The sequence below is a fragment of the Caulobacter sp. P4_E5 genome (assembly GCF_056401555.1).
Genome location: NZ_JBFUJD010000036.1, coordinates 1 through 24,020 on the forward strand (window position 1 = coordinate 1; position 24,020 = coordinate 24,020).

Annotated in this window: 18 protein-coding genes; 12 read left to right on the forward strand and 6 right to left on the reverse strand. The window is 67.8% G+C overall.

The genetic code is table 11. The features are described from left to right. The 11 genes from AC1DSO_RS12805 to AC1DSO_RS12855 form a co-directional block, all read left to right on the forward strand. Window positions 1-203 (forward strand): hypothetical protein (locus AC1DSO_RS12805; protein ID WP_477069178.1); only part of this gene is annotated, 203 nt, incomplete at its 5' end. Window positions 204-382: 179 nt separating this feature from the next. Continuing rightward, on the forward strand, window positions 383-2,890 hold the full coding sequence (locus AC1DSO_RS12810) for a TonB-dependent receptor domain-containing protein (protein ID WP_477069179.1): 2,508 nt from the start codon (window positions 383-385) through the stop codon (window positions 2,888-2,890). 1,089 nt (window positions 2,891-3,979) lie between these two features. Next, complete coding sequence (kdpA, locus tag AC1DSO_RS12815) at window positions 3,980-5,692, forward strand: potassium-transporting ATPase subunit KdpA (protein WP_477069180.1); 1,713 nt, start codon at window positions 3,980-3,982, stop codon at window positions 5,690-5,692. Between the two features lie 27 nt (window positions 5,693-5,719). After that, on the forward strand, window positions 5,720-7,834 hold the full coding sequence (gene kdpB / locus AC1DSO_RS12820; protein ID WP_477069181.1) for a potassium-transporting ATPase subunit KdpB: 2,115 nt from the start codon (window positions 5,720-5,722) through the stop codon (window positions 7,832-7,834). A 27-nt stretch (window positions 7,835-7,861) separates the two neighbouring features. After that, complete coding sequence (kdpC, locus tag AC1DSO_RS12825) at window positions 7,862-8,434, forward strand: potassium-transporting ATPase subunit KdpC (RefSeq protein ID WP_477069182.1); 573 nt, start codon at window positions 7,862-7,864, stop codon at window positions 8,432-8,434. Window positions 8,435-8,438: 4 nt separating this feature from the next. Next, the gene (locus tag AC1DSO_RS12830; protein ID WP_477069183.1) at window positions 8,439-11,117 is read left to right on the forward strand and encodes a DUF4118 domain-containing protein; all 2,679 of its coding nucleotides are present in this window, start codon (window positions 8,439-8,441) and stop codon (window positions 11,115-11,117) included. A gap of 7 nt (window positions 11,118-11,124) precedes the next feature. Further along, window positions 11,125-11,817, forward strand: a complete 693-nt coding sequence (locus AC1DSO_RS12835) for a response regulator (RefSeq protein ID WP_477069184.1) — start codon at window positions 11,125-11,127, stop codon at window positions 11,815-11,817. A 129-nt stretch (window positions 11,818-11,946) separates the two neighbouring features. Then, window positions 11,947-13,059, forward strand: coding sequence for a hypothetical protein (locus AC1DSO_RS12840; RefSeq protein WP_477069185.1), 1,113 nt, complete (start codon window positions 11,947-11,949; stop codon window positions 13,057-13,059). A gap of 240 nt (window positions 13,060-13,299) precedes the next feature. Continuing rightward, the gene (locus AC1DSO_RS12845) at window positions 13,300-14,088 is read left to right on the forward strand and encodes an MlaA family lipoprotein (RefSeq protein ID WP_477069186.1); all 789 of its coding nucleotides are present in this window, start codon (window positions 13,300-13,302) and stop codon (window positions 14,086-14,088) included. 7 nt (window positions 14,089-14,095) lie between these two features. Further along, entirely contained in the window at window positions 14,096-14,644 is a 549-nt protein-coding gene (locus AC1DSO_RS12850) for an ABC transporter substrate-binding protein (RefSeq protein WP_477069187.1), read from the forward strand. Continuing rightward, window positions 14,641-15,759 carry a sensor histidine kinase gene (locus AC1DSO_RS12855; protein ID WP_477069188.1) on the forward strand — a complete coding sequence of 373 codons (1,119 nt, stop codon included), beginning with the start codon at window positions 14,641-14,643 and terminating at the stop codon, window positions 15,757-15,759. The genes AC1DSO_RS12850 and AC1DSO_RS12855 overlap by 4 nt, the downstream gene beginning before the upstream one ends. Here AC1DSO_RS12855 and AC1DSO_RS12860 read toward each other — a convergent pair. Next, window positions 15,711-16,406, reverse strand: a complete 696-nt coding sequence (locus AC1DSO_RS12860) for a response regulator transcription factor (RefSeq protein ID WP_477069189.1) — start codon at window positions 16,404-16,406, stop codon at window positions 15,711-15,713. The genes AC1DSO_RS12855 and AC1DSO_RS12860 overlap by 49 nt on opposite strands. Window positions 16,407-16,411: 5 nt before the next feature. Further along, entirely contained in the window at window positions 16,412-17,170 is a 759-nt protein-coding gene (locus tag AC1DSO_RS12865) for a MipA/OmpV family protein (protein ID WP_477069190.1), read from the reverse strand. Between the two features lie 458 nt (window positions 17,171-17,628). On the opposite strand from AC1DSO_RS12865, the gene AC1DSO_RS12870 reads away from it, so the two are divergent. Next, entirely contained in the window at window positions 17,629-18,510 is an 882-nt protein-coding gene (locus AC1DSO_RS12870; protein ID WP_477069191.1) for an MlaA family lipoprotein, read from the forward strand. A 101-nt stretch (window positions 18,511-18,611) separates the two neighbouring features. Here the strand turns inward: AC1DSO_RS12870 and AC1DSO_RS12875 are convergent, their stop codons facing one another. The 4 genes from AC1DSO_RS12875 to AC1DSO_RS12890 form a co-directional block, all read right to left on the reverse strand. After that, a complete protein-coding gene (locus AC1DSO_RS12875; RefSeq protein WP_477069192.1) occupies window positions 18,612-21,044 on the reverse strand; it encodes a TonB-dependent receptor in 2,433 nt (810 codons plus the stop codon). 2 nt (window positions 21,045-21,046) lie between these two features. Then, window positions 21,047-22,024 carry a FecR family protein gene (locus tag AC1DSO_RS12880; protein ID WP_477069193.1) on the reverse strand — a complete coding sequence of 326 codons (978 nt, stop codon included), beginning with the start codon at window positions 22,022-22,024 and terminating at the stop codon, window positions 21,047-21,049. A gap of 112 nt (window positions 22,025-22,136) precedes the next feature. After that, complete coding sequence (locus tag AC1DSO_RS12885) at window positions 22,137-22,664, reverse strand: RNA polymerase sigma factor (protein WP_477069194.1); 528 nt, start codon at window positions 22,662-22,664, stop codon at window positions 22,137-22,139. A 152-nt stretch (window positions 22,665-22,816) separates the two neighbouring features. Then, window positions 22,817-24,010 carry an LptF/LptG family permease gene (locus tag AC1DSO_RS12890; RefSeq protein WP_477069195.1) on the reverse strand — a complete coding sequence of 398 codons (1,194 nt, stop codon included), beginning with the start codon at window positions 24,008-24,010 and terminating at the stop codon, window positions 22,817-22,819. Window positions 24,011-24,020 lie beyond the last annotated feature (10 nt).

Genomic DNA, 24,020 nt, shown 5'->3' on the forward strand with positions numbered 1-24,020 from the left:
GCCAGCAACGCCTCGAGCGTGGGAGCGCGGCCGGGCGCGCGCATGGCCGCCGGCGGGAGATAAGCGTCGAAGACGTTCAGGCGGCGGCCGCGGAGCGATCCGAGCGGCGCCGTCGCGAACGCCGCGCCCCTTGGCCGGCCATTCGAAGCCGCGCATTCGCGCTAGCTTTCGAGAAAATGGAAATACACCTCAAGCAGAAATAAGAATTTTGATCGCAATGAAACGCGACAGCCGCACGATTATGCCAAAAATTCCAATATACTTGACAAAATGTCGCAGAGATAACCCGACATATACGAAATTTTATTTACACATAAATCACATGGGGCACGTCATTGGTACTCATGAGAGATAATTCTAAAAATAGAACGGGGAAATCTCAATGAAGCATCTGTACCTTTCCGCCGCGATCTTGCCGTTTCTGCTGATCATGCCGGCGGCCGCTCAGAGCGCTGAGGCGGGCAAGCCCRCCGAGAAGGTGGTCAGGAGCGCTGGTGGGAAGGCCAGCGGCGAAGCGGTCTTCTCGACCGGCGTCGCCAAGGGCCGCGACCGCCTCGATAGCGCTACCTCCACCAGCGCGCTGCGGTCGTCCGAGGTCGAGACCTATGGCGCCCGCTCGCTGGGCGAAATGCTGCGCAACATCCCCGGGATCCGCGTCGAATATTCGGGCGGCGAAGGCAACGCCAACTTCTCGATCCGCGGCCTGCCGCTGTCGGGCACTGGCTCGAAGTTCATGCAGCTGCAGGAAGACGGCCTGCCGGTCATGGAATTCGGCGACCAGTCGCAGTTCACGTCGGACGTGTTCATGCGCGCCGACCTCAATCTCGCGCAGATCGAAGCCATCCGCGGCGGTTCGGCCTCGACCTTCGCCTCAAACTCGCCAGGCGGCGTGATCAACCTGCTGTCCAAGACCGGTGACACCGAAGGCGGCGCCGTTCAGGCGACCTACGGCGCCAACTACGGCGAGAAGCGCCTCGACGCCGACTACGGCGCCAAGCTCAGCGACACCCTGCGCTTCCATGTCGGCGGCTTCTATCGCCAGGGCGAAGGTCCGCGCGATATCGGCTACACCGGCTACAAGGGCGGCCAGATCAAGGCCAACATCACCAAGCAGCTCAAGAACGGCTACGTCCGGGTCTACGCCAAGTACCTGGACGACCGCACGCCCTCGTATCAGTTCGTTCCGATCCGGGTCAGCGGCACGAACGCCGACCCGAAGTTCAGCAGCCCGGCCAACTTCAACCTGAAAACCGACTCGCTGCTGTCACCCAACACCACCGGCATCCTGACGCTGGGCGGCGACAACAAGGTCACTCGCGAGGATGTGCGCGAAGGCCAGCACGCCATCGTCAAGTCGGTGGGTCTGGACTCGCAGTTCGACGTGAGCGGCTGGACCCTCAGCGAGAAGTTCCGCGTCTCCAAGATCTCCGGCGGCACCTACTCGGTCCGCCCGATCGCCGTGGCGCCGGCCGCGTCGCTGGCCTACGCCTACGGCGGCGGCGTCGGCGCGACCCTGAGCTACGCCACGGGCCCGCAGGCCGGTCAGGCGATCAATCCGCTGACCCTGAACGGCAACGGCTTGATGACGTCGACAGTGCTGATCGACAACAAGATCAACAGCCTCGACAACATCACCAACGACTTCCGCGCCAGCCGTGTCTGGAAGATCGGCGGCGGCGACCTGACCACGACGGCCGGCCTCTACACGTCGTCGCAGGACTACGACGCATTCTATTCGTTCTCGAACGTCCTGACCGACGTGCGCGGCGGCGGCCAGGCCTCGCTGATCGACGTCAAGACGGCGACCGGCGTCCCGACGACCCAGGGCGGCTATCTCTCCTATGGCATCGGCGGCGCGCTCTATCACCGCACCTACGACGTGAACTACGGCGTCAACGCGCCCTACGCCTCGGTCAACTATCACATCGGCAAGGTCGCGATCGGCGGCAGCCTGCGCTACGACATGGGCGACGTTAAGGGCAAGCTGTACGGTGCCGAACTGGGCGGGACCCGCGTGGGCGTCACGACCGTCGATATGAACGGTGACGGCAAGATCTCCCTGCCGGAAACCAAGGTCGCCACCCTGCCGATCGGCTCGCCCGGCAAGGTCGACTATGACTATCACTACTTGAGCTATTCGACGGGCGTGAACTACCGCATCGCCGAGCAGCTGGCCGTGTTCGGTCGCTACAGCCGCGGCGGTCGCGCCTCGGCCGACAAGATCCTGTTCACCCCGGCGGTCAACTACGACACCGGCAAGCTAGTCGATCCGAACAGCGCCTACGACACCGTCAAACAGGCCGAGCTGGGCCTGAAGTACCGGGTGTCGGGCGTGACGCTCAACGTCACGGGCTTCTCGGCGCGGACCGGCGAGCGCAACGTTCAGGTCAACAGTAAGGCCGACGGCTCGATCCAGGTCGAGAACATCGTCCGCGGCTACAAGGCCAGGGGCGTGGAACTCGAAGCCTCGGTTCGCCGCGGGCCGTTCAGCGTCACCGGCGGCGCGACCTATACGGACGCGAAGATCGCCAGCGACGCCACGCACCCCACCTTCGTCGGCAACAAGCCACGCCACCAGGCCGACCTGATCTTCGAGGTCACGCCGCAGGTCGAGCTGAAGTACGCCACCGTCGGTGTGAACGTGATCGGCACCACCAGCAGCTACGCGCAGGACACCAACCAACTGAAGCTGTCCGGCTACAAGCTGGTCAACGCCTTCGTGCAGTTCCGTCCGACCGAGCGGGTGCAGCTGATGCTGAACGTCAACAACCTGTTCGACAAGCTGGCTCTGGCCGACGTCGAGCAGGCCACGATCCCGACCAGCGGCGTCGTACTAGGCCGCGCCTACGCCGGGCGAACCACCTCGGCGACGCTGCGGTACTCGTTCTGATCCGAAACGGTCGGGCGGCCCCCTCGCCACGACCGCGCTGCCGAGTCGAAAGCCCCGTCGGTCGAAAGACCGGCGGGGCTTCTTTTCATGCCCGGGTCGGGCTCCGCGAATGAGCACTCCATCGCCCCGAGACGGGACTGCAACTGAGAGGCCATCACGCTCCGCACCCAGCACACCCGTCCAATGCTTCTAGCGAGTCAGGTTCCACCGTTTCGCCGCTCACTTTGCCTCGGCTTCCAGGAAGCGGTCCTTCCCAAGGGAAGCGATGAGTCAACGTTGCTCCTGGGTAAGGGCGCGCAAATCATTTCACGTGGAGAAAGCGCGGCCAAATTTCCAGAGAATGCAGTATGTTTGCAGTATGAAAAATGTGGCCCTAAGTACACATGATGGGCGCGGTCGCCTTCGCTGGCGGGAAACATTGTTTCTTCAAAGGTCTTGATTAGACTCGAATTATAAATTCGTATTCTGGCGCGCCTGAATTGCTTGCAGGCGCGCCCTGCGCTGCGATCCGGCTAGGGCTACGGCAAGATGAGCTTGCCACGCCGCTTCGCGCCAAGGCTCCGGCCACCGAAACGGCTGTACCGACAGGCCCGTGAGCCGGGAGCGCTCCACCATGTAATTTTCAGGAAATCAAACCGCTTAGGCGGGGAGCCAATACCCGGACCATTTAGGTCCGGGTTTGTCTCGGAGAGAATCCGACGTCGATTGGAAGCCGACAAGGAAACTCTCACCCGACATCGCCTAATAGTCAACCGTCCTGCCGGACGGATTGCGGGCGCATGAGCCTAAGCGTGCGTGGCCTTTACGCGGCCCTTACGCCTCGAGGCCCTTCTCGCATGGCGCGCTTACGCGCCGCCGTGGTCTTCAAGCCGCCTATCCGAACGGAGGCGGCGAATGGCTGACCTGATCTTTCTGGCGCTGGGAGTAGGGCTGTTCGCGGCCTTCGCCGGCTTCGCCATGGCGCTGAGGCGCGTCTGACCATGCTGGTGAGCGTGCTGTGGGCGGCCGGGGCGATCGTCGTCGCGGCCTACATGGTCGCGGCCCTGCTGCGACCCGACAAGTTCTGAGGGTTCCCCAAGAGGATTGGCCATGAATTGGCAAGGATGGGCGGAAATCGCCCTGACCCTGGGCCTGGCGGTCGCGATCGCCTGGCCCTTGGGTGTCTACATGTCTCGGGTCTGGAACGGTGAGCGCACCTGGCTGGATCCGGTGCTGAACCCGGTCGAGGCCCTGTTCTATGCGGCCGGCGGGATCGATCCGAGGAAGAGCCAGACCTGGCACGGCTATGCCGGCGCGCTGCTGGCGTTCAACGCCGTGGGCTTCGTCCTGGTCTACGCCGTGTTGCGCCTGCAAGGCGTCCTGCCGCTGAACCCGCAAGGCTTCGCCGGCGTCTCGCCGCACCTGGCGTTCAACACCGCCGCCAGCTTCGTGACCAACACCAACTGGCAGAGCTATGGCGGCGAGACGACCATGTCGACGCTGAGCCAGATGCTGGTGCTGACCGTTCAGAACTTCGTCTCGGCCGCCACGGGCGCGACGATCGCGGCGGCGCTGGCGCGCGCCTTTGTCGCCAATCGGGGCGAGGGCGTCGGCAACTTCTGGGCCGACCTGGTGCGCACCACGCTCTACGTGCTGCTGCCGCTGAGCCTGGTGCTGGCGATCGTGCTCGTGGCCTTGGGCCTGCCCCAGACCCTGGCCGCCAGCGTCGATGCGACCACGCTGGAAGGCGCGCCGCAGAAGATCGCCCTGTTCGCCACCGCCAGCCAGGAAGCGATCAAGCAACTGGGCATCAACGGCGGCGGGATCTTCAACGCCAATTCCGCTCACCCGTTCGAGAACCCGACGCCGCTGACCAACCTGATCACGGCGGTGTCGATCAACATGCTGGGCTGGGCCGCCTTCTTCGCCTTCGGCCGTTCGGCCCTGGCGCGCAAGGACATCCGCGCCCTGGTGGCGGCGGCCATGATCCTGCTCTCGGCGGGCGCGGCGGCGGTCTATGTCACGGAGACGCAAGCCGCACCGGCCCTGGTGGCCGCTCATGTCGACGCCTTGGTCAACATGGAGGGCAAGGAGGTTCGCTTTGGCGCGCCGGCCGCGGCCGCCTGGGTGGCCATGACCACGGGCGCCTCGAGCGGCTCGGTCAACACCATGCACTCCAGCCTGATGCCACTGGGCGGCGCGGTGGCGATGTTCCTGATGCAGCTGGGCGAGATCCTGCCGGGCGGCATCGGCTCGGGGATCGCCATCATGGTCGTGATGGCCCTGCTGGCGGTGTTCGTCGCCGGCCTGATGGTCGGCCGCACGCCCGAGTATCTTGGCAAGAAGGTCGAGGCGCGCGAGATCCAGCTGGCCATGCTGGCCGTATTGATCGTCCCGCTGTCGATGCTGGGCTTTTCGGCGGTCGCCGCCGTTCTGCCCGAGGCGCTGAAGGGCCTGATGCACGCCGGCCCGCACGGCCTGTCGGAGATCCTCTACGGCTACACCTCGGCCACGGCCAACAACGGCTCGGCCTTCGCCGGGCTGAGCGCCAACGCGCCGTGGTGGAACACCACGCTGGGGATCTCGATGATGCTGGGCCGGTTTGTCCCCATCGTCGCGGTGCTGGCCATCGCCGGCGCCCTGGCGGCCAAGCCGAAGCTCGCGCCCTCGGCCGGCACGCTGCCCACCCACGGCGGCCTGTTCATCGGCCTGCTGATCGGGGTGATCCTGATCCTGGGCGGCCTGCAATTCTTCCCCGCCTTGGCGCTGGGACCGATCGTCGAGCATTTCCAAGCGCTCGCCGCGGTCGCCGCCGCCCACTGACACCGCTGATCGCAAAGGCGATTTGACATGACCACTCTGGAACCCTCCCTCGATAGCAAGCGGGGCGGCGACAAGCCGAGCGGGGAAAGCCGGCGACAGTCGGCCACCCTGGCCGGCGGCCTCTCGTCCGCGGTCCTGCTGCGGGCGACCAAGGACGCCTTCGTCAAGTTGGACCCGCGCCGGCTGACCAGCAATCCGGTGATCTTCACCACCTGGATCGTCGCTCTGCTGTCGACCGTCTCGGCGGTCGCGGCGATCGTCAACCAGCAGTCGGCCGGTTTCGCGATCCAGGTCGCGGCCTGGCTGTGGGCCACGGTGCTGTTCGCCAACTTGGCCGAAAGCGTCGCCGAGGGGCGGGGCAAGGCGGCGGCCGACAGTCTGCGGGCCACCCGCGTCACCACCAAGGCCAAGCTGATCATCGACGAAAAGACCGGGACCATCATCCCGACTCCGGCCCACAAGCTGGGCGTCGGCGAGGTGATCCTGGTCGAGGCCGGCGACGTCGTCCCGACCGACGGCGAGATCATCGAGGGCATGGCCAGCGTCAACGAGGCGGCCATCACCGGCGAAAGCGCCCCCGTGATCCGCGAGAGCGGCGGCGACCGATCGGCCGTCACCGGCGGCACCACGGTGGTCTCCGACTGGATCAAGGTGAGGGTCACGGCCGAGGCGGGCAACACCTTCCTCGACCGGATGATCGCCATGGTCGAGGGCGCGGACCGGCGCAAGACGCCCAACGAGGTCGCCCTGGCCGTGCTGCTGGCGGGCCTGACCCTGATCTTCCTGATCGCGGTCGTCACCCTGCTGGGCCTGGGCAAGTTCTCGGGCGTGGCGCTGGATCCGCTGGTGCTGGGCGCGCTGTTCATCACGCTCATTCCCACGACCATTGGCGGACTGCTGTCCGCGGTCGGCATCGCCGGCATGGACCGCCTGCTGAAGGTCAATGTGCTGGCGACCTCGGGCCGGGCCGTCGAGGCCGCCGGCGACGTCGACACCCTGCTGCTGGACAAGACCGGCACCATCACCTTCGGCAACCGCATGGCCACCGAGGTGATCGCCGCGCCCGGCGTGCGTCCCGAGGCCGCCCTGCGCGCCGCCGTCAGCGCCTCGCTGGCCGACGAGACGCCGGAGGGCCGCTCGATCGTCGAGCTGGGACGTAGCCAGGGCCTGGTCGTTGAGATTCCCGCCGGCGCGACCGCGATCGCCTTCAGCGCCTCGACGCGCCAGTCGGGCCTGGACGGCCCAAATGGAAACGGGGGGCCGATGTCCTGGCGCAAGGGCGCAGTGGACGCTGTCTACCGGAGCCTGGCCATCGATCCGAAGATGATCCCCGCCGAGGTCGCCGCCGCCGTCGACCGCATCGCCCGCTCCGGCGGCACGCCGCTGGCGGTCAGCGAGAACGGAGTCCTGGTTGGGGTCATTCACCTGAAGGATGTCGTCAAACCCGGCGTGAAGGAGCGCTTCGCTGACCTGCGCCGGATGGGCCTGCGCACGGTGATGATCACCGGCGACAACCCGGTGACCGCCGCCGCCATCGCTTCCGAGGCCGGCGTCGACGACTTCCTGGCCGAGGCCACGCCCGAGGACAAGCTGCGCCTGATCCGGGAAGAACAAGGCCGAGGCCGGCTGGTGGCCATGTGCGGCGACGGCGCCAATGACGCGCCCGCCCTGGCCCAGGCCGACGTCGGGGTGGCCATGCAGACCGGCGCCCAGGCGGCCCGGGAAGCCGGTAACATGGTCGACCTCGACAGCGACCCGACCAAGGTCATCGAGATCGTCGAGGTCGGCAAGCAGATGCTGATCACCCGTGGCGCCCTGACGACCTTCTCGATCGCCAACGACGTGGCCAAGTACTTCGCCATCATCCCGGCGATGTTTGTGGTCTCGCTTCCGGCCCTGGGCGCGATGAACGTCATGCGCCTGCACAGCCCGGAGAGCGCGATCCTGTCGGCGGTGATCTTCAACGCCCTGGTGATCGTCGCCCTGATCCCGCTGGCGCTGCGCGGCGTGAAGTACCGGGCCGTCGGGGCCGACAAGCTGCTGTCGCGCAACCTGCTGATCTATGGCCTCGGCGGCCTCGTCGCGCCCTTCATCGGCATCAAGCTGATCGACCTGATCGTATCCGCCCTCGGCTTGGCCTAAGCTGAACCCTTCGGAGACTCACAAGTCATGCTCTCCCATCTTCGCCCGGCTCTTGTTTCGATGGGCCTGTTCACCGTGCTTCTGGGTCTGGCCTATCCCCTGGCCGTCACCGGCGTCGCCCAGGCGGCGTTTCCCGCTCAGGCCAATGGCAGCCTGGTGCGTGACACCGGGGGGACCGTCGTGGGTTCGACCTTGATCGGCCAGGCCTTCGCCGCGCCCAAGTACCTGCATCCCCGGCCATCGGCGGCCGGAGCCGGCTACGACGCCTCGGCTTCCAGCGGCTCCAACATGGGGCCGACGAACGAAGCGCTGGCCAAGCGGGTCAAGGCGGACGCCGACGCCTTGCGAGCCGAGAACCCCGGCGCGCCCATTCCGGCGGACGCGGTGACCACCTCGGCTTCGGGTCTGGATCCCGACATCTCTCCGGCCTACGCCCACTTCCAAGCCGCCCGTGTCGCCAAGGCGCGCGGCCTTGCCAAAAGCCAGGTCGAAGCGGTGATCGACGCCCACGTGCAGGGCCGTGTGCTGGGCTTCATCGGCCAGCCGCGCGTCAATGTGCTGGCGGTCAACCGGGCGCTCGACGCCCGCGCGCCGAGCTAGACGCTTGGCGGCGGACGAACCCAAACGGCCCGATCCCGAGGCGCTCCTGGCCGCCGCCAACAAGGCGAGCCGGGGGCGCCTCAAGGTGTTTCTGGGCATGGCGCCGGGGGTCGGCAAGACCTACGAGATGCTGCGCGCCGCCCGCCGCCGCAAGGCCGAGGGCAAGGACGTCGTGATCGGCCTGGTCGAGACCCATGGCCGCCGCGAGACCGAGAGCCTGCTACGGGACATGGAGGTCATGCCCCGCAAGCCGATCGACCATCGTGAGCGGGTGGTCATGGAGTTCGACCTCGACGCCGCCTTGGCGCGCAAGCCCAAGCTGCTGCTGGTCGACGAGTACGCCCACTCCAACGCCGTCGGCTCGCGCCATCCCAAGCGCTGGCAGGACGTCGAGGAACTGCTGGCGGCGGGGATCGACGTCTGGACCACCCTGAACGTCCAGCACCTGGAAAGCCTGGTCGACGTCGTCCAGCGGATCACCGGCGTGCGCCAGCGCGAGACCGTGCCCGACAGCGCCCTGTCGCGCGCCGACGCCATCGAACTCATCGATATTACCCCAGACGAGCTGCGCGAGCGGATGGCGGCGGGCAAGGTCTATGTCCCCGAGACCGCGCGCCTGGCTTCGGAGAACTTCTTCAAGGTCGAGAACCTCACCGCCCTACGCGAACTGGCCCTGCGCCGGGCGGCCCAGACGGTCGACGACCAGCTGGTCGCGACGATGCGCGAGAAGGGGGTGGAGGGCCCCTGGGCGGCGGGCGAGCGTATCCTGGTCCTTGTAGGGGGCGACGCCATGGCCAGCGGCCTCGTGCGCACGGGTCGGCGGCTGTCGGACATGATGATGGACGCGCCCTGGACGGTCGCCCACGTCGATCGTCCCGACCGGCCGCCGCCCGGGCCGGCGGCCGCCGCGCGCGCCAGCGACGCCCTGAAGCTGGCCGAGCAGCTGGGCGCCTCGACCATCGTGCTCACGGGGTCGGACGTCGTCGCCACGGTGATGGCCTATGCCCGGCGCAACAACGTCACCCAGATCGTCATCGGCAAGTCCGCCGACAGTCGCTGGCGCGAGCTGTTGGGCAAGTCGCTGGCGGCCGCCTTGCTGCGCGAGGCCCGGGGCGCGGCGATCCACGTCGTCACCGAAGCCGCGCACGAAGCCGTGGTCGAACCGCCCCGGCCGCGCTCGCCGGCGCCCTGGATGGGCTATCTGACCGGGGCGGGCTTCGTCGCGATCGCCAGCCTGGTCGCCTGGGGCCTGGACATCGCGTTCGACCGCGTGGACCTGGGGATGATCTTCCTGGCCGCCGTGCTGGCGGCCGGCGTGCTGCACGGCTTGCGACCGGCGCTGGCGGCGGCGACCGTCGCCTTCCTCGTTTACAACTACCTGTTCCTGGAGCCGCGCCACAGTTTCGCGATCGGTTCGCCGATCGATCTGCTGACGCTCGTCGTGTTCTGGGCCGTGGCCCTGGCCGCCGGGGGCTTGGCTGGGCGGGTGCGGGACCAGGGCCGGGACGCCCAACGCCGCGCCTCGGCGGTCTCAGCCCTGCTGGCCGCCAGCCGGGTGTTCTCGGCCGCGGCCGGGCGCGAGGCGGCCGCGCGGGCCATCGCCGAACAGGCCGCCGCGGCCGCCGGCGCCAAGGCCGTGGTGTTGCTGCCGCACAACGGAGAACTGGAGCCCACGGCCGGGGCGCCGTCTCTTGAAGCCCTGGACGCCGCGCCCATGGCCGCCGCGCGCTGGGCCTGGGAGAAGGGCGAGCCCGCCGGTTTCGGCACCGGCACGCTACCGCAGGCGCGCTGGACCTTCTGGCCGCTGGACGGCGTACGCTCGCGAGCGGGCGTGGCCGGGATCGAGGCGGGGGCGATGGTTCCGGGATCGGACACCGAGCGGCTGGTCCTGGCGCTGCTGGGGCAGGGCGCGGTGGCCCTCGAACGCGCCGAACTGGCGACCGAGGCCGTCGAGACCGAGACCCTGCGCCGCGCCGACCGTTTCCGCTCGGCGCTGCTCAACTCCATCAGCCACGACCTACGCACGCCGCTGTCGACGGTGCTGGGCGCCTCCAGCACGCTGATCGACTATGGCAAGACCCTGAAGGCCGCCGTGCGCGACGACCTGATCCTCAGCATCCGCGAGGAAGCCGAGCGGCTGAACCGCTACGTCGGCAACCTGCTGGACATGACCCGGCTGGAAGGCGGCGCGCTGCGGCTGCGCACCGACTGGACCGACGTCCGCGATGTGCTTGGCGCCGCCGCCGACCGCGTCGCCCGCCGGCTGGGCGAGCGTCAGCTGGTCCGCGACTATCCGGGCCAACTCAGCCTGGTGCGCGTCGACGGCGGACTGCTGGAGCAGGCGATCGTCAACATCCTCGAGAACGCCATCGCCTACAGCCCGCCAGGCGCCCGGATCGAGATGGCCGCCTACGAGGACCGCGCCAATGTGGTCATCAGCATCGAGGACGAGGGGCGCGGCATCCCGGCCACCGAGCTGGAAGGGGTCTTCGAAAAGTTCCGCCGCATGGAGGAGCCGTCCGATCGCAACCAGGGCGCCGGCCTGGGCCTGTCGATCTCCAAGGGCTTCATCGACGCCATGGGCGGCCGCATCGCCGCCGCCAGCCCGATCCACGACGGCCAGGGCACGCGGATCCTGATCAGCCTGCCCAAGGCGGTCGTCATGCCGCATCACCTGCTATGACCACGCCATGAGCATCTCGCGCCCGCGCATCCTCGTCATCGACGACGAACCGCAGATCCATCGCTTCCTCGGGCCGGCGCTCGACGCTGCCGGCTACGAGCCGCTGCGCGCCGACGCGGGGCAGGAGGGGCTGCGCGGCATAGCACTGTGGTCCCCCGACGCCGTGGTCCTTGACCTGGGTCTGCCCGACATGGACGGCAAGGACGTGCTGATCCGGGCCCGCGACTTCTACGAGGGGCCGATCCTGATCCTGTCGGCCCGCGACCGCGAGGCCGAGAAGATCCAAGCCCTGGACAACGGCGCCAACGACTATCTGGAAAAGCCGTTCGGCGTCGGCGAGCTGCTGGCCCGTCTCCGCGCCGCCCTGCGCCAGCGCGCTTCGGCCAAGGCGCCGGCCGGGCCCATCCGCTCGGGCGACGTCGAGATCGACCTGGACAAGCGTCGCGTCACCCGGGGCGGCGCGGTCGTGAAGGTCTCGCCCAAGGAGTACGATCTGCTCGCGCGCCTGGCGCTCGGCCACGGCAAGCTGCTGACCCACAAGGACCTTCTGGTGGCGGTCTGGGGGGCGGCCCACGCCATGGATACGCAGTATCTGAGGGTCTTCATCGGCCAGCTACGCCAAAAGCTGGAGGGTGATCCCGCGCACCCGAAAATCATCGAGACCGAGCCGGGCGTCGGCTATCGGTTCATCGCGGACTGATAACGAAAGTCCGCATTCGGCGGTTATTCCAATGTCCGCCCACGCCGCCACATGGTCGCCGAAGCGGACTGGCCAATGAGCCGGGGAGGGGGGCGGACACGCTTGCTTTGGACGACACCGAGAGATTAGGTGAGCCCCAAGCTCTACCTAAAACTGAAGGCCATCATGTTCGCTAGGTCCCGTCCGGCTGTTCGTATTTTTGCCGCGATCGGAATGATCTTCGTCGCATCCACGATCGACGTTGGAAGCGCCGCTGCGAGGCCGGCCGAACAAGCCTATTGTGGCGCTCCCGGCTTTCAATCGCTCGCCGCTGCTCCGGGCGCTGGCCGTTTCGGCTGGATCGTCGATTGTTTGCCTACACATGGCCCGATCGAAACGCGGCTGGTGCTGTCCGAACCGGGCAATGGCGAGCGCATGGTCACGATCGGTCTTCATTTGGACGTGCGAATGCTCGGCTTTGATCCCTCGGGCCGGGTCTATTGGGCCGGTACTCAGGCCAAGGACACGCTACAAACGGCAAGCCGCCGGCTAGCCGTCTGGAGCTATGATGACAGCGGCCAAATCCGCGAAGCGGCAGCATTGGACCTGCCATTTGAGGCCCAGATCGCCGAGAAGATCGATGTTCCCAACGGTTGGCTGATCCGCCTGTCGTCTGCGGCTGGAAAGACGCCAGAGCAAGGCCTGTTCCTCTTCTACCGAAGTGGCGAAATCAAAGTCGCGAGTACAGCGGCCTTTGGTAAATTGCTGTGGCGAGCGGGACCTCACGCGTTCCTTTATGTTGACCGGGCGGACACCTTGCGAGCGATAGGTCTCGATGGGCGCGATGCTCCCGAGGTGGCGAAGACCTATGCGCCGTCCCTACCGATGTTGAAGCCCGGGGAACATTATGCTGGAGCCTCCAACGGGCTAGTTGGTCTCCGTGCCCAACAGAACCCCGACACACACGTCTACACCGCCTCAATGATCACCAGTCCCTCCATGCTGGGAGCGGCGGCCAATGCTCAACCGGTGGCCACGTGGCATGATGATTGGCTCAATACCGTCACAATGTCGGCTGACGGCCAAAAGGCGGCCTTCGCCTTTTCGGACCATATAGAGGTGCTCACGTCGGCCGACGGGTGGCAAAATGCCCGTGTGTTGCCGTACGACGACGCGTTCCAATCGGACATCGCCTTCGACGCCAGTGGTGCGACGCTGATTGCTATTACCCAGGCCGTTCGCCGCTGGTCGATCGCGCCCTAGCCAACTCCGAAGCTGTCGATGGCTCAGGGTCGATCTCGCCCCGTTGGCCGATGGCGCGAACGTCCAGTTCCTGGAGCTGAGGCAACGGCAGCTCGTGGCGCGGGAACCGCTGGAAACTCGACTGACGTGTCGAAAAACCGCCGTCTGCTCGCCTGGATAGCGCTTTGCCAATTCAGTCGAAAGCTTCGCGCAAGCCACGCCGCGCATAGCGCTGGGCATTCCTTCCTGGAGCCCGACGTCATGACCTTCCTACCGTACTTGCGCTCAGCAGATCGTGTCGGCTCGTTCGCTGGCCTGGTCCTTCTCTGCGCCCTGGCGCGTCCTGCCTCGGCCCAGTCCGCTCTAGAGCTGGCCTCGGAGACCGAAGCAATCGCGAATGATCCGTGGGAAACGTTCAACCGTGGCGCCTTTAGGTTCAATCGCGGCTTCGACCGACTTCTTATCGGACCGATGGGCCGCGGCTACATGAAGGTGACGCCGCGCGTCGTGCGCGGTCGTGTCTCGTCCTTCGTGGCCAATCTCGCCGAGCCGCGCACGGCCATCAACGACCTGGCGCAAGGACGGCCCCGCGCGGCCGGCGTGACGGCGTCGCGCTTCCTGATCAACACCACGGCCGGCGGCCTTGGACTGTTCGACGTGGGCGGCAAGCTGGGCCTGGAAGGTCACGAAGGAGACTTCGGCCAGACCCTGGGCCGCTACGGCGCGAAGCCGGGGCGCTACCTCGTCCTGCCCCTGATGGGGCCCACCACCTTGCGGGACGGCGCCGGCCGATTGGTCGACATGATGACCGATCCGGTCGCCATGGCGACGGCCGGCGGTCCGAAGATGTTCGGCTCGATCCGCTCGACCGCCACGGTCCTTGACGGGCGCGCCAACGCCGACGGCTTCTTTCGGGCCCTCGACGACGCGGCCGATCCCTATGCCATGATGCGTTCGGCCTATCTGCAGAACCGCGCCGACATGGTTCGCCAGGCCAAGGGCGGGGTCCAGGTCCTGCCCGATTTCGACGCCGCCACGATCGAGCCCTGACCCCGTTATGGCTTGTCTTCGCAGCCCGTGGCGGATCCTGATGGAGTGCGCGGCGCCGGCGCCATGGGCGATCGTGGTCGGCCATCCGGACGCCGAGGCGTTCGTGACTGACGCCGTGCGGGACCTCCTACGCATCATGGGCGATGCGGGCCTGACCGCGTCCCGGCGGGCGACGGCCTTCGCCTCGGCCGTCAGCCGCCTGACGGACATCGGCTACATCATGGACCAGATCCTGGGTGAACTTGGGCCGAGGCCGACCTTCGCGCAAAGGCAGGGTTTGGCGGCGGCGTTCGGCCTGGAGGTCGCGCGCGCCTACGACGGGCGCCTGTGGCGCGGGTCCGTCGACGAGGTGACGGTGCTGGGCTCGACCAGCTCGCGACCGGACGAGGTGATCGTCACCTTCGTGATCAACGACGGGCGGGCGTCGGCGCCGATGCAAATGTCCTGGCGCGTCTTGAGATCGACGGGTGGATGGCGGCTGATCGACGTAGAGTGCGGCGGCGTCTGGCTGGTCGGCGCGCGCCGGGCGGCGTCCGCGAGGCGGAGTCGCGAATGAAGGATATGCCGATGATCCGCGCCTTGCGGAGGGTTTTGAAGCGCGGGCTTGGCGGACCGTCGCTGATGCGCATGTTGTTTCCGCTGGTCCTGTTCGCCGTGACCACGACCATCGTGTTCGCCGCCGTGCACGGCAAGGATCCCGAAGATCTTGGCGTGCCGCTACTGGAACGCCTGCGTCCCGCGTGGATCGTGGCCCAGTTCCGTGACGCGACGCCGGAGATCGTGCTGCTGCTGGTCCTGATGATGGGCGGGGTCTACGCGACTCTGCACATCGGCCTGCGTCCGCTGCGCCGTCTTTCCCATCTGGCCGGGGGCATCGCCCCCGCCACGATCGAGGCCCGACTGCCCGCCGAGGCGGCGCCGCGCGAGATCGCGCCGCTGGTCGAGGCCTTCAACGCCGCGCTCGATCGGCTCGAGGTGGGGCTGCGCGCGCAACGTGATTTCTCCGCCAATGCCGCCCACGAACTGCGCACGCCGCTGGCGACCTTGCGGGCCCAGGTCGAGAGTCTGCTGGAGCCGCACGAGCGCCGGGCGGCCAGCGAGGAGTTCGAGCGCCTTGGGCGGCTGATCGCCCAACTGCTGGCCCTGGCCGAGGCGGAGGGCGGCGCCTCGGGCGTCGGCGCGCGCTTCGACCTGGTCGCCCTGTCGCGCGACGTGGCCGGCGACATGGCCAGCTTCATCCTGTCCAGCGATCGCACCATCGGCTTCGACAGCGCGGTCGAGACCTTCGCGCTCGACGGCCAGGCCGGCCTGGTCGAGACCGCGCTGCGCAACCTGCTCGAAAACGCCGTGCGTCATACCCCGTCCGGCGCGGAGATCCTGGTGAGCGTCGACGCCCACGGCGTAGTCCGGGTCAGTGACGATGGTCCCGGCGTGCCGGCGGCGATCCGGGATCGCGTGTTCGACCGGTTCAGCCGTGGCGATCCGCGCGGTTCGGGCGCCGGCCTTGGCCTGTCGATCGTTCGCCAGATCATGGAGCGACACGGCGGCCAGGCGCGGCTGGCGGTCTCGGAACGCGGCGCCTGCTTCGAGCTCGACTTCCGTCCGCGCGGCCGACGGGACGATCACTCGACCGCGGCGGTTCGTCCCCCCTCCAGCCGGACCGCGATGTAGCCGAGCCCGCGAAGCGCGCGGATCGTCACGTCCGCACCCAGCTCGGCCATCTTCCGGCGCACCCGGTGGACATGCACCTGGATGGAGTTGTCGGTGTAGTCCTGTTCCAGGCTATGCAGGCTGTCGCCCAGCTGGGCCTTGGTGACCACCCGGTCGGGATGGCGCAGGAAGCGTTCCAGCACGATGCTTTCGCCGCGCGACAGAGGCAGGCGCGCCTCGCCCACGCTGATCTCGCGCGCGTTCTGATCATATTCCAGGTTCCCGTAGCGCAGGACGTCGGCGGTCAAAGCCGGCCGACGTCCCAGCGCCCGCAGGCGCGCCACCAGTTCCTCGATGGCGAACGGCTTGACGAGATAGTCGTCGGCGCCCCGTTCCAGCCCTTGCACGCGCTGGTCGACGCTGCCCAAGGCGGTCAGCATCAGGACCGGCGTGCGCAGGCCGGCGGCGCGCGCCTTGGGCAGCAGGTCCAGCCCACTCTGGTCGCCCAGCATGATGTCGAGGATCACCGCGTCATAGGTCACGCTGCGCCAAGCGTGCCATCCGTCCTCGACGGTGTCGAAGAGATCGACCGTGAATCCGGCCTTGACCAGCGACCGAGCGGTCGCCTCGCCGAGCCGAACATTGTCCTCGATCAGCAGGGCGCGCATGGCCGTCAGAAGCTGTAGAGCAGGGCGAAGACGACCTGACCTTGGTTCGCGGAGCCTTCGCGGGCGACTATGGGGCTGTCGGCCGCGCTGTCAACGAGCCGGCCGTAGCTCCCGTGCGCCAGGGCGCTCCAGCGATCACTGATCCGGTAGCGCAGGCTGGCGCCGACCTCGACAGTCTCGATCCCGGCGTCCGCGGCGTAGGGCGAAAGCCCGCTGGCCAGCGCCCCGGCGCGCGAGACGCCATAATAGGTCCCCATGTACTTCTCGTCGGCCCAGGTGGTCGACAGGTTGGCGCCCACGCTCCAGCGGTCGGTGAGTTGGCGATCGTAGTCGACGCCGACCGTGGCCAGCACGCCCTTGTGGACCTTGCCGGTGTCGGTCAGCGCCTCCGCGCTGATCCCCAGCGTTCCGCCGGCGACGTCGAAGCGCTTACGCGCGAAGACCCCGGCGTTGACGGCGGCGTCGATCTCGCCCAGGCGTCGGATCGCGAGGTTCTTGATGTCGTCCTTCCGGCCGCGCTCATAGGAGACGACCGGCCCGAACTCCAGGACGCCGCCGGGCAGCACATTGGCCCGCAGCGCGCCACCCTCCAGGGCCACGTAGTAGTCGCCCCGGCCATAGCGGAGACCGACGAAGGGCAGGGGCTTCAGCTCATAGTCCTTGGAGCCCTTGAACTCGGGCCGATAGACCCCGGCGGCGCCGAGCGACAGGCGCAGACCGTCGCGGTCGCCGTCTTCGGCCTGGGCGACGCCCCCGCCAGCCACGGCGGAGGCGACTAGACAGAGAATTGGAAGGTACGTTTGCATCTCGTCAGGTCCAGCAACACCGCTTTGGCGCGGTGGCCGGCATATGCGAGCCCAAGCTTGCGCGGACCTTTCGGTTGCGAACTGTAGTGGCGGACCGCCGCATCTCGCCACAGCGGTGAGAGCAGCCTCCAAGGTTCGTTCCCCGGACACTCGTTAGGGTCGGTAATGGCGCAACCAGGGCGATTTCACTCAGCGCAGCGGCCCCGTCCCGCCGAAGCCTGTCAACGCGCCTGCGGCTCGATGGTTTGAACGCGCACCTATTTCGCCGCTCGACCAAGCCGGCTGACCGGCCTCGATACGGGCGGGCTCGCCGGCCGTCGTCGAGGAAGCGAACGAGCGAGTGTGGAGGCTGTGTGACGGCGGCGTCATTGGCCAGAACGGCGCAGTGACGCGTCACTTGAATAGAAGAGCTCACCATGGACAGACGCCGCTTTCCTCTCGCGACCGGTGCGCCCGCGGCGCGTAGGCCCGAAGTGCGGTTGGCGCTCGGCATTCTCGCGGCAGGGGTGTTGACGTCCGCCGCCATGGCGCAGGTCAGCACAGAGGCTTCCAATCCGAAACTGCCGGTGGCCGGCCCCGAGGCCGTCGGGACGACCGTCAACGACCCTTTCATAGCGTTCAACCGCGCCAGCTACGGCTTTAGCATGGGTCTCGACCGCTGGGTGACCGGGCCGATCGCTCATGCCTACATGGCCGTGGCGCCAGATCCAGTGCGTGACCGCGTAAGCGCGGCGGTCGACAACCTCGGCGAACCGCGCACGCTCCTCAACGACATCGCCCAGGGGCATCCCAAGCGTGCGGGGGTGACCGCCTCGCGTTTCGCCATCAACTCGATGGCCGGCATGCTCGGATTGTTCGATGTCGCCACCGATTTGGACCTCCCCCACCATCGGGGAGATTTTGGTCAGACCCTGGGTCGTTATGGGGTCAAGCCGGGGGCGTTTCTCTATATTCCGGTTCTTGGCCCGCTGACCGTACGCGAAGGCGCGGGCCGGGTGGTCGACATCGTGACCGACCCCGTCACCCTGGTCGGCGGCAATTTCCGTACGACATTCGGGGCGACCCGGCTGGGCGCCAACCTTTTGAACACGCGGACTCGTCTCGACCCTCAGGTCCGGGCGCTAGAGAGCGCGACGGATCCCTATGCGACCGTGCGATCGGCCTATCTCCAGCGTCGCGCGGCCCTGGTACGCGAGGCCACGGGCGAGATTCAGGTCTTGCCTGATTTCGACGGCGCGCCGTCAGCGTCCCTCGAATTCCCGCCGTCCGCAGCCGTGGCGAGTACGCCTGGGCCCTAATGACCTAATCCGAACAACCGTGATGAACGCTCGCGCCTCTCGCCACCTTGCCCATTTCGCGCTGGTCAGCTCGTCAGGCCCGCACACGTCTCTGCGTGTCTCTAAAACCGTCTGCTAAAGCGAAAGCTCACGGTGCGGGGGCGAGGCGGAGTGATGATCTGGTCTCGGCTAATCAGGTAGGGATTGCCGAACGAGAAACTGTTGGCGTGGCCGTTCAGCGGATTGTCCAGGATGGCGCTCAGCGTCCAGCCCGGCGTCGTCAGACTCGCCACGCCGCGCAGGCTCACCAAATCCCCCATCTCGTGGGCCCTGTCGGCGCCGAAGGTCAAATAGGACGAGCCGACATAGGAGGCTTGGCCTTGCAGGCGCAGGGTCGGCCCCGCGGCCAGATCCCGATGATAGTCGACGCCGAGGCTGGCCGAAGCCTGGGAGACCCCAGGAAGGGCCGCGCCCTTGCGCGTGCTGAAGGCGGCGTTGAACCTGGTGACTTCAGGATTGTTCAGCAGGGCCGCGGCGCGCAGGTCGAGCCGCTCGCTGACGCGGAAGGCCGCTTCGACCTCGAGGCCCCGGTTGGCGCCGTCGCCGATATTGACGGTGTAGGCCGTGCCGTCGGCCAGATACTGATCGCTTTGGACAGACTCCCAGGTCGCGTAGAACACCGCCGCCCGGCCTTGAAGGCGGTCATCAAAGGCCCGAAACTTGGCGCCCAGCTCGTAGTTCCACAGCTCGTCGGCCGCGTAGCGACGCGGCGGCGTTTCGGGCGCATCGAACATCTGGCCGATCCGCCCGGCCGTGTTGAACCCGCCTGGCCGATAGCCCTCGGCCGCCTGGGCGTAGACCAGCACCCCGGGTCGGACGTCATAGGTGACGAGCAGCTTGGGCGAGAAGCCGGTGGCTTCGGCCGATCGACTGACTTGGCGCTGGCCGGCCGGCTGGGTCACCGTGGAGTCGGTGTCGAAGCTGAAGTTGAACCAGCGCAGGCCGGCCGTGGCCGACAGGCGCGCGGTGGCGTCGAAGGTCACTTCGCCATAGAGGGCCTCCTCGTTGATCTTGTCGCGCCGGCGCTCGGCGTAGACCAACGGCGAGCGGGCGGGCAGGGCGTGCAGGCTGGAGGCGAGCTCGATCGAGCCATCCGAGGCGAACGCCCCGACCAGGCCGTGCAGGCGGTATTCGCTGGGCGTGGAGTAGGTGACTTCAGCCACCGTCAGGTTGATGCCCTTGTGCTCGTCGAACGCCGCCGGAACCCCCGCCAGGCCGTAGAGCGTCGAGGCCGCGGTGGCGTCGTAGCGGCTACCGAAATTGTGCGACAGGCGGGAGACCGCGCCCGTCACCCGGCCCCAGCCGCCTTCGCCGGCCACGGTCAGGGACGCGTGATCGAAGTCGCTGTCGTGCGGCTCGCGCACCAAGGAGTCGCGGATTTTCGGCCCCAGCCGCCGCAGCCCGTACTGGGTGTCCTGGTTGTCATTCGACTGGTGGGTCATCCCCAGCGTCAAAGTCCAATTCGGCGTCAACATCGCGCGCAGGCTCGCTCGCATCCCGACCTGGTCGGAGCCGTTGGCGCGCCTCAGGCCTAGTCTTGGGTTGGCGATGTAGCCGTCCTGGGTCTCGCCATAGACCACAGCTCGTAGCGCGGCCCGGCCGCGGATGAGCGGCAGGTTGGCCACTGCCTCGAGCTCGCCGCTGCGTCCACCGCCCTGGGTGAAGTCGACCCCGGTCAGCACGCTGGCCGAATAGCGGTCGAGGTCGGGTTTGCGGGTGGCGATCCGCATCACTCCGCCTAGCGAGCCGCCGCCATAGAGGGTGCCCTGCGGACCGCGCATGATCTCGACGCGCTCGACGTCGGTCAGACGCAGGTTTGGATCCGGAGCGCTGTAGGTGATCGGCACGTCGTCGAGATAGAGCGACACCATCGACTGGGCCTGACCGGTAAAGGCGCCGTCCGACAGGCCGCGAAGCAGCACCTTGTCGCGGCCAGGCCCAAGGTTGGTCACCGTCATGCCGGCGACCTGGCCGGTCAGGTCGTGGAGGCTGGTCAGCGCCTGGCGCTCAAGCCCATCCGCCGAGACCACCGAGATGGCGTAGGGCGTGCGGCCCGGAAGGTTGGGATAGCGCTGGGCGGTGATGACCACCTCGCCCAGGCCCATCGGCGACGAGGCCTGCCGCACGGGACGCGCAGGCGCTGTTGCAAGGCGGTGGATGATCACCGTGCGCGGATCGGGCTGGCGGTAGCCGCAACCGCTGCCGGCCAGGATGCCGTCGAGCGCGGCCGACACGGAGAGGCGGCCCGTCAGGGCGGGGGCTTGGCCGCGGCACGCGTCGAGATCGCCGCCCAGCGAGAGCTCGGCCTGAAGCGCGAACTCGATCAGCGCCGCACGGACAGGCTTGGCGGCGATCTGCAACCGGACGACGGGGGAGCTGCGGCTTGTAAACAGGCGCGGCGCGGCGTCGGAGGGAGCGCCGACAAGGCTTGCCAGGCCCGCACCCAGGGCCGCAGCCCGGAGTCGGGCGCTGACGCGGTCGATCTGCCTTGTCACGATCAGCGGCGCGCCGTCTTGGCCTTGAGGATGACCTCGCCCGCCATCGTCTCAGCGACGATCGGGGCGAACAGTTCCAGGCGCCGGACCATGGCGGCCTCCTCGTCGATCAGCAGGACGCCCGAGACTGTCACCGAGGCAGCGCTTGGATCGACGCGGATCGGCGTGGCGACATACCGATTGAGGTCGCCGACCACCTCGGCCAGCGGCGTGCGGTCATAGATCAGCTTGCCGGACGTCCAGGCGAAGGCCCTGTCCGGGACCACCTCGCGCGTTTGCGCGCTCGCGCCGGGAAGTTGGACCAGCTGCTGGCCGCGCGCCAGCTTGACCGTCCCTTCCTGCCCTCCCGTAACGGCCACCAGGCCGCGGCGCACCGAGACGGCAAGGCGCCCGGCGTGGTTGAGGATGTTGAACTCCGTGCCGAGCACGCGCACCTCCCGCGCGCCGACGGCCACGACAAACGGGCGGTTCTCCAGATGGGCGATGTCGAAGCTGGCCTCGCCATCGACCAGGGTCACATCGCGCTGCTGGCGGCCCAGGCGCACGCGCAGGGTCGTCGCGCTGCCCAGGGTCAGGCGCGAGCCGTCGACCAGGGCGATCTCGCGCGTCTCGCCGCGCCGGGTCGCGTAGTCGGTGTAGGCAGGACCCGTCAGCTGCGGCGTCAGCGCCAGGACGACGATGGCCGCCGCCGCGGCCACGCCAAGGCCAATCAGCAGCCCGCGTCTCGCCGAACGGCTGGAGGGTGGGCGCAGGGGAACGACATTGGCGGCCAGCGGCGCGGTCTCCGGGGCGTTGGCGGGCAGGTCTTCCAGATCGAGCCAGACGGCCTCGACCGCCTCATAGGCCGCGGCGTGCTCGGGGTCGGCCTCCAGCCAGGTCTGGAACGCCGTCCAGTCCTCAAGGGCGGCGTCGCCCTGCAATCTGGCGAACCAGTCGGCGGCGGCCTGCTGGATCGAATCTTGAGAAAGAGGCTCGGTCATCGGCGGTTTGCGCTTTCTTCGCGCCCGGCCTTGGAGGGGCGTCGCCATAATGACGCCCTTGCGCCCCAAGGCCCTCCCCACATCCCGGTGGGGCGATGCATCCGTGCCACAGTCATCGCCCCACCTTGGTGACGAGATGGCCGAGGGCCAGGCTGACGTGCTTCTCGACGGCGCTGCGCGAGATGCCGAGGCGTTCGGCGGTCTGGGCGTGGGTCAGGCCCTCGAACTTGTGCAGGCGGAAGACCCTTTGGGTAAGCGGCGCCAGCGCCTCCAGCGCCGAAGAGAGCTTCTCCAGCCGCTGGCGGGCGATCACCGCGCTCTCGGCGTCGGGCGTGTCGGCCACGTCCAGGGCGCCGACGCTGGCATGGTGGGTCCGCCGCCATTCCGTCTCGCGGGCGCCCGACCGCTTGGCCTGCCGCAGTCGGTCCAGCATCAGGTTGGACGCCAGGCGGTAGAGATAGGCCGGCGGGTTCTCGATCGGCGCCTCGGTAACCGCCTGGACCTTCAGATACAGGTCCTGGAGCAGGTCCTCGACATCGCCCCGGCCGCCCAGGCGCGCCAGGAAAAAGCGTCGCATGTCGTCGCGGCGCTCCAGATAGGCGCTCGCCAGGGGCGAGAGGTCGGGGGAAGCGTCCTTCATCTTCAGCTCTGGCGCGTGGTCGGGATCTGACGGTCGGCATCGTTGGTCATCGCCAGGACGCGGGGCCCGCTGAAAGAGTCGGTGAAGGGTGAGACATGAAGCGCCGGAGCGGCGAAGGCAAGCGCCCACGCCGTCTGGCGGCGGCGACATTCCTACGGCGACGGTCGCTGGCCGAGGGTCCTGGCGATCGCGGCGAAGAGTTCGGCGACGCGCTCGGAGAGCCAGCTGACCGGGTTCTGGCCCGGCCGCTTGCGGCTGGCGATCCAGGTGGCCACGCATGCGGTCGCGAAGAGGGCGGCTGGTCCGCCGATCGTGACCGCGGCGGGCAGGGGCGTGGACGTCACCATGGCCTGACCCAGGATCAAGGCGGTCTCGAAGCTAAAGAGCATCAGTCCGCCGATCATCATCGTGGGGCCCGAGCCGGAGCGCTTGGCGCTTAGCCCGAAGGGGACGGCAAGAAGCGGCAGGAGCGGCAGCATCAGCGCCCGGGATAGCCGCGAGAAGAGCTCGGCCAGCAGGACCTGACGGGGCAGGGCCGGTTCGGGGGCGCCAAAACCCTGCTGGGCCAGCTCAACCAAGGTCAACTCGCTGGCCTCGTCGCCGCGCATGTGCAGGAGTTTGGAGGACTGAGCGAGCGGCAGCTCGAACGCGAAGGTGGCGAAATCCGTGACATAGACTTGCCCCTCGTGTGTGGTGCTGACCTGCCGGCCGCCGTTCAGAACCAGGGTGACCACGCGCGCGCCCGGCGCCTTGAGGACGTCGGCGGAGCCGGCCGTCAGCACGTCCTCGCGGCCTTCCGGATCCAGTTTGCGAATGAACACGCGCTGCAGGTGGCGACCGCTGGGGTCGGTGTCGTCTGCGGTCAGGAAGACGTCCGGGCCCGCCGACAGCAGCGCCTTGGGGCGAATGTCGCCGTTCCAGCCCGCATTGGCGGCCGCATGCAGCACGACGTGATAGGCATAGCGGCTATAGGGCTGGATGAAACCGAACAGCGCCACGCTGAACAGCATGAGCACAACCCCCAGGCCGACGAACGGCGCGGCGAAGCGGCCCAGCGCAATGCCGCTGGCGAGGATCGCGTCGATCTCCGAGCTCTTGTTGAGGCCGTTGACCACCACGAACAGGCCGATGAAAAAGCCGCCCGGCAGGGTCAGCCCCACATAGTGCGGCACCAGGTTGATCAGCAGCTCGGTCAGGAACTTGAAGCCCTCGGTGGTTTGCGAAAGAAGCTGGAACGAGCGCATCAAGCGTTCCATCAGGAACGCCACCATCGTGCTGATCAGCACGGCGAGCATTGGCGTCACCGCCCGCCGCAGCAGGTACCGGTCGAGGTAGGTCAGGATCATTGTTCGATCC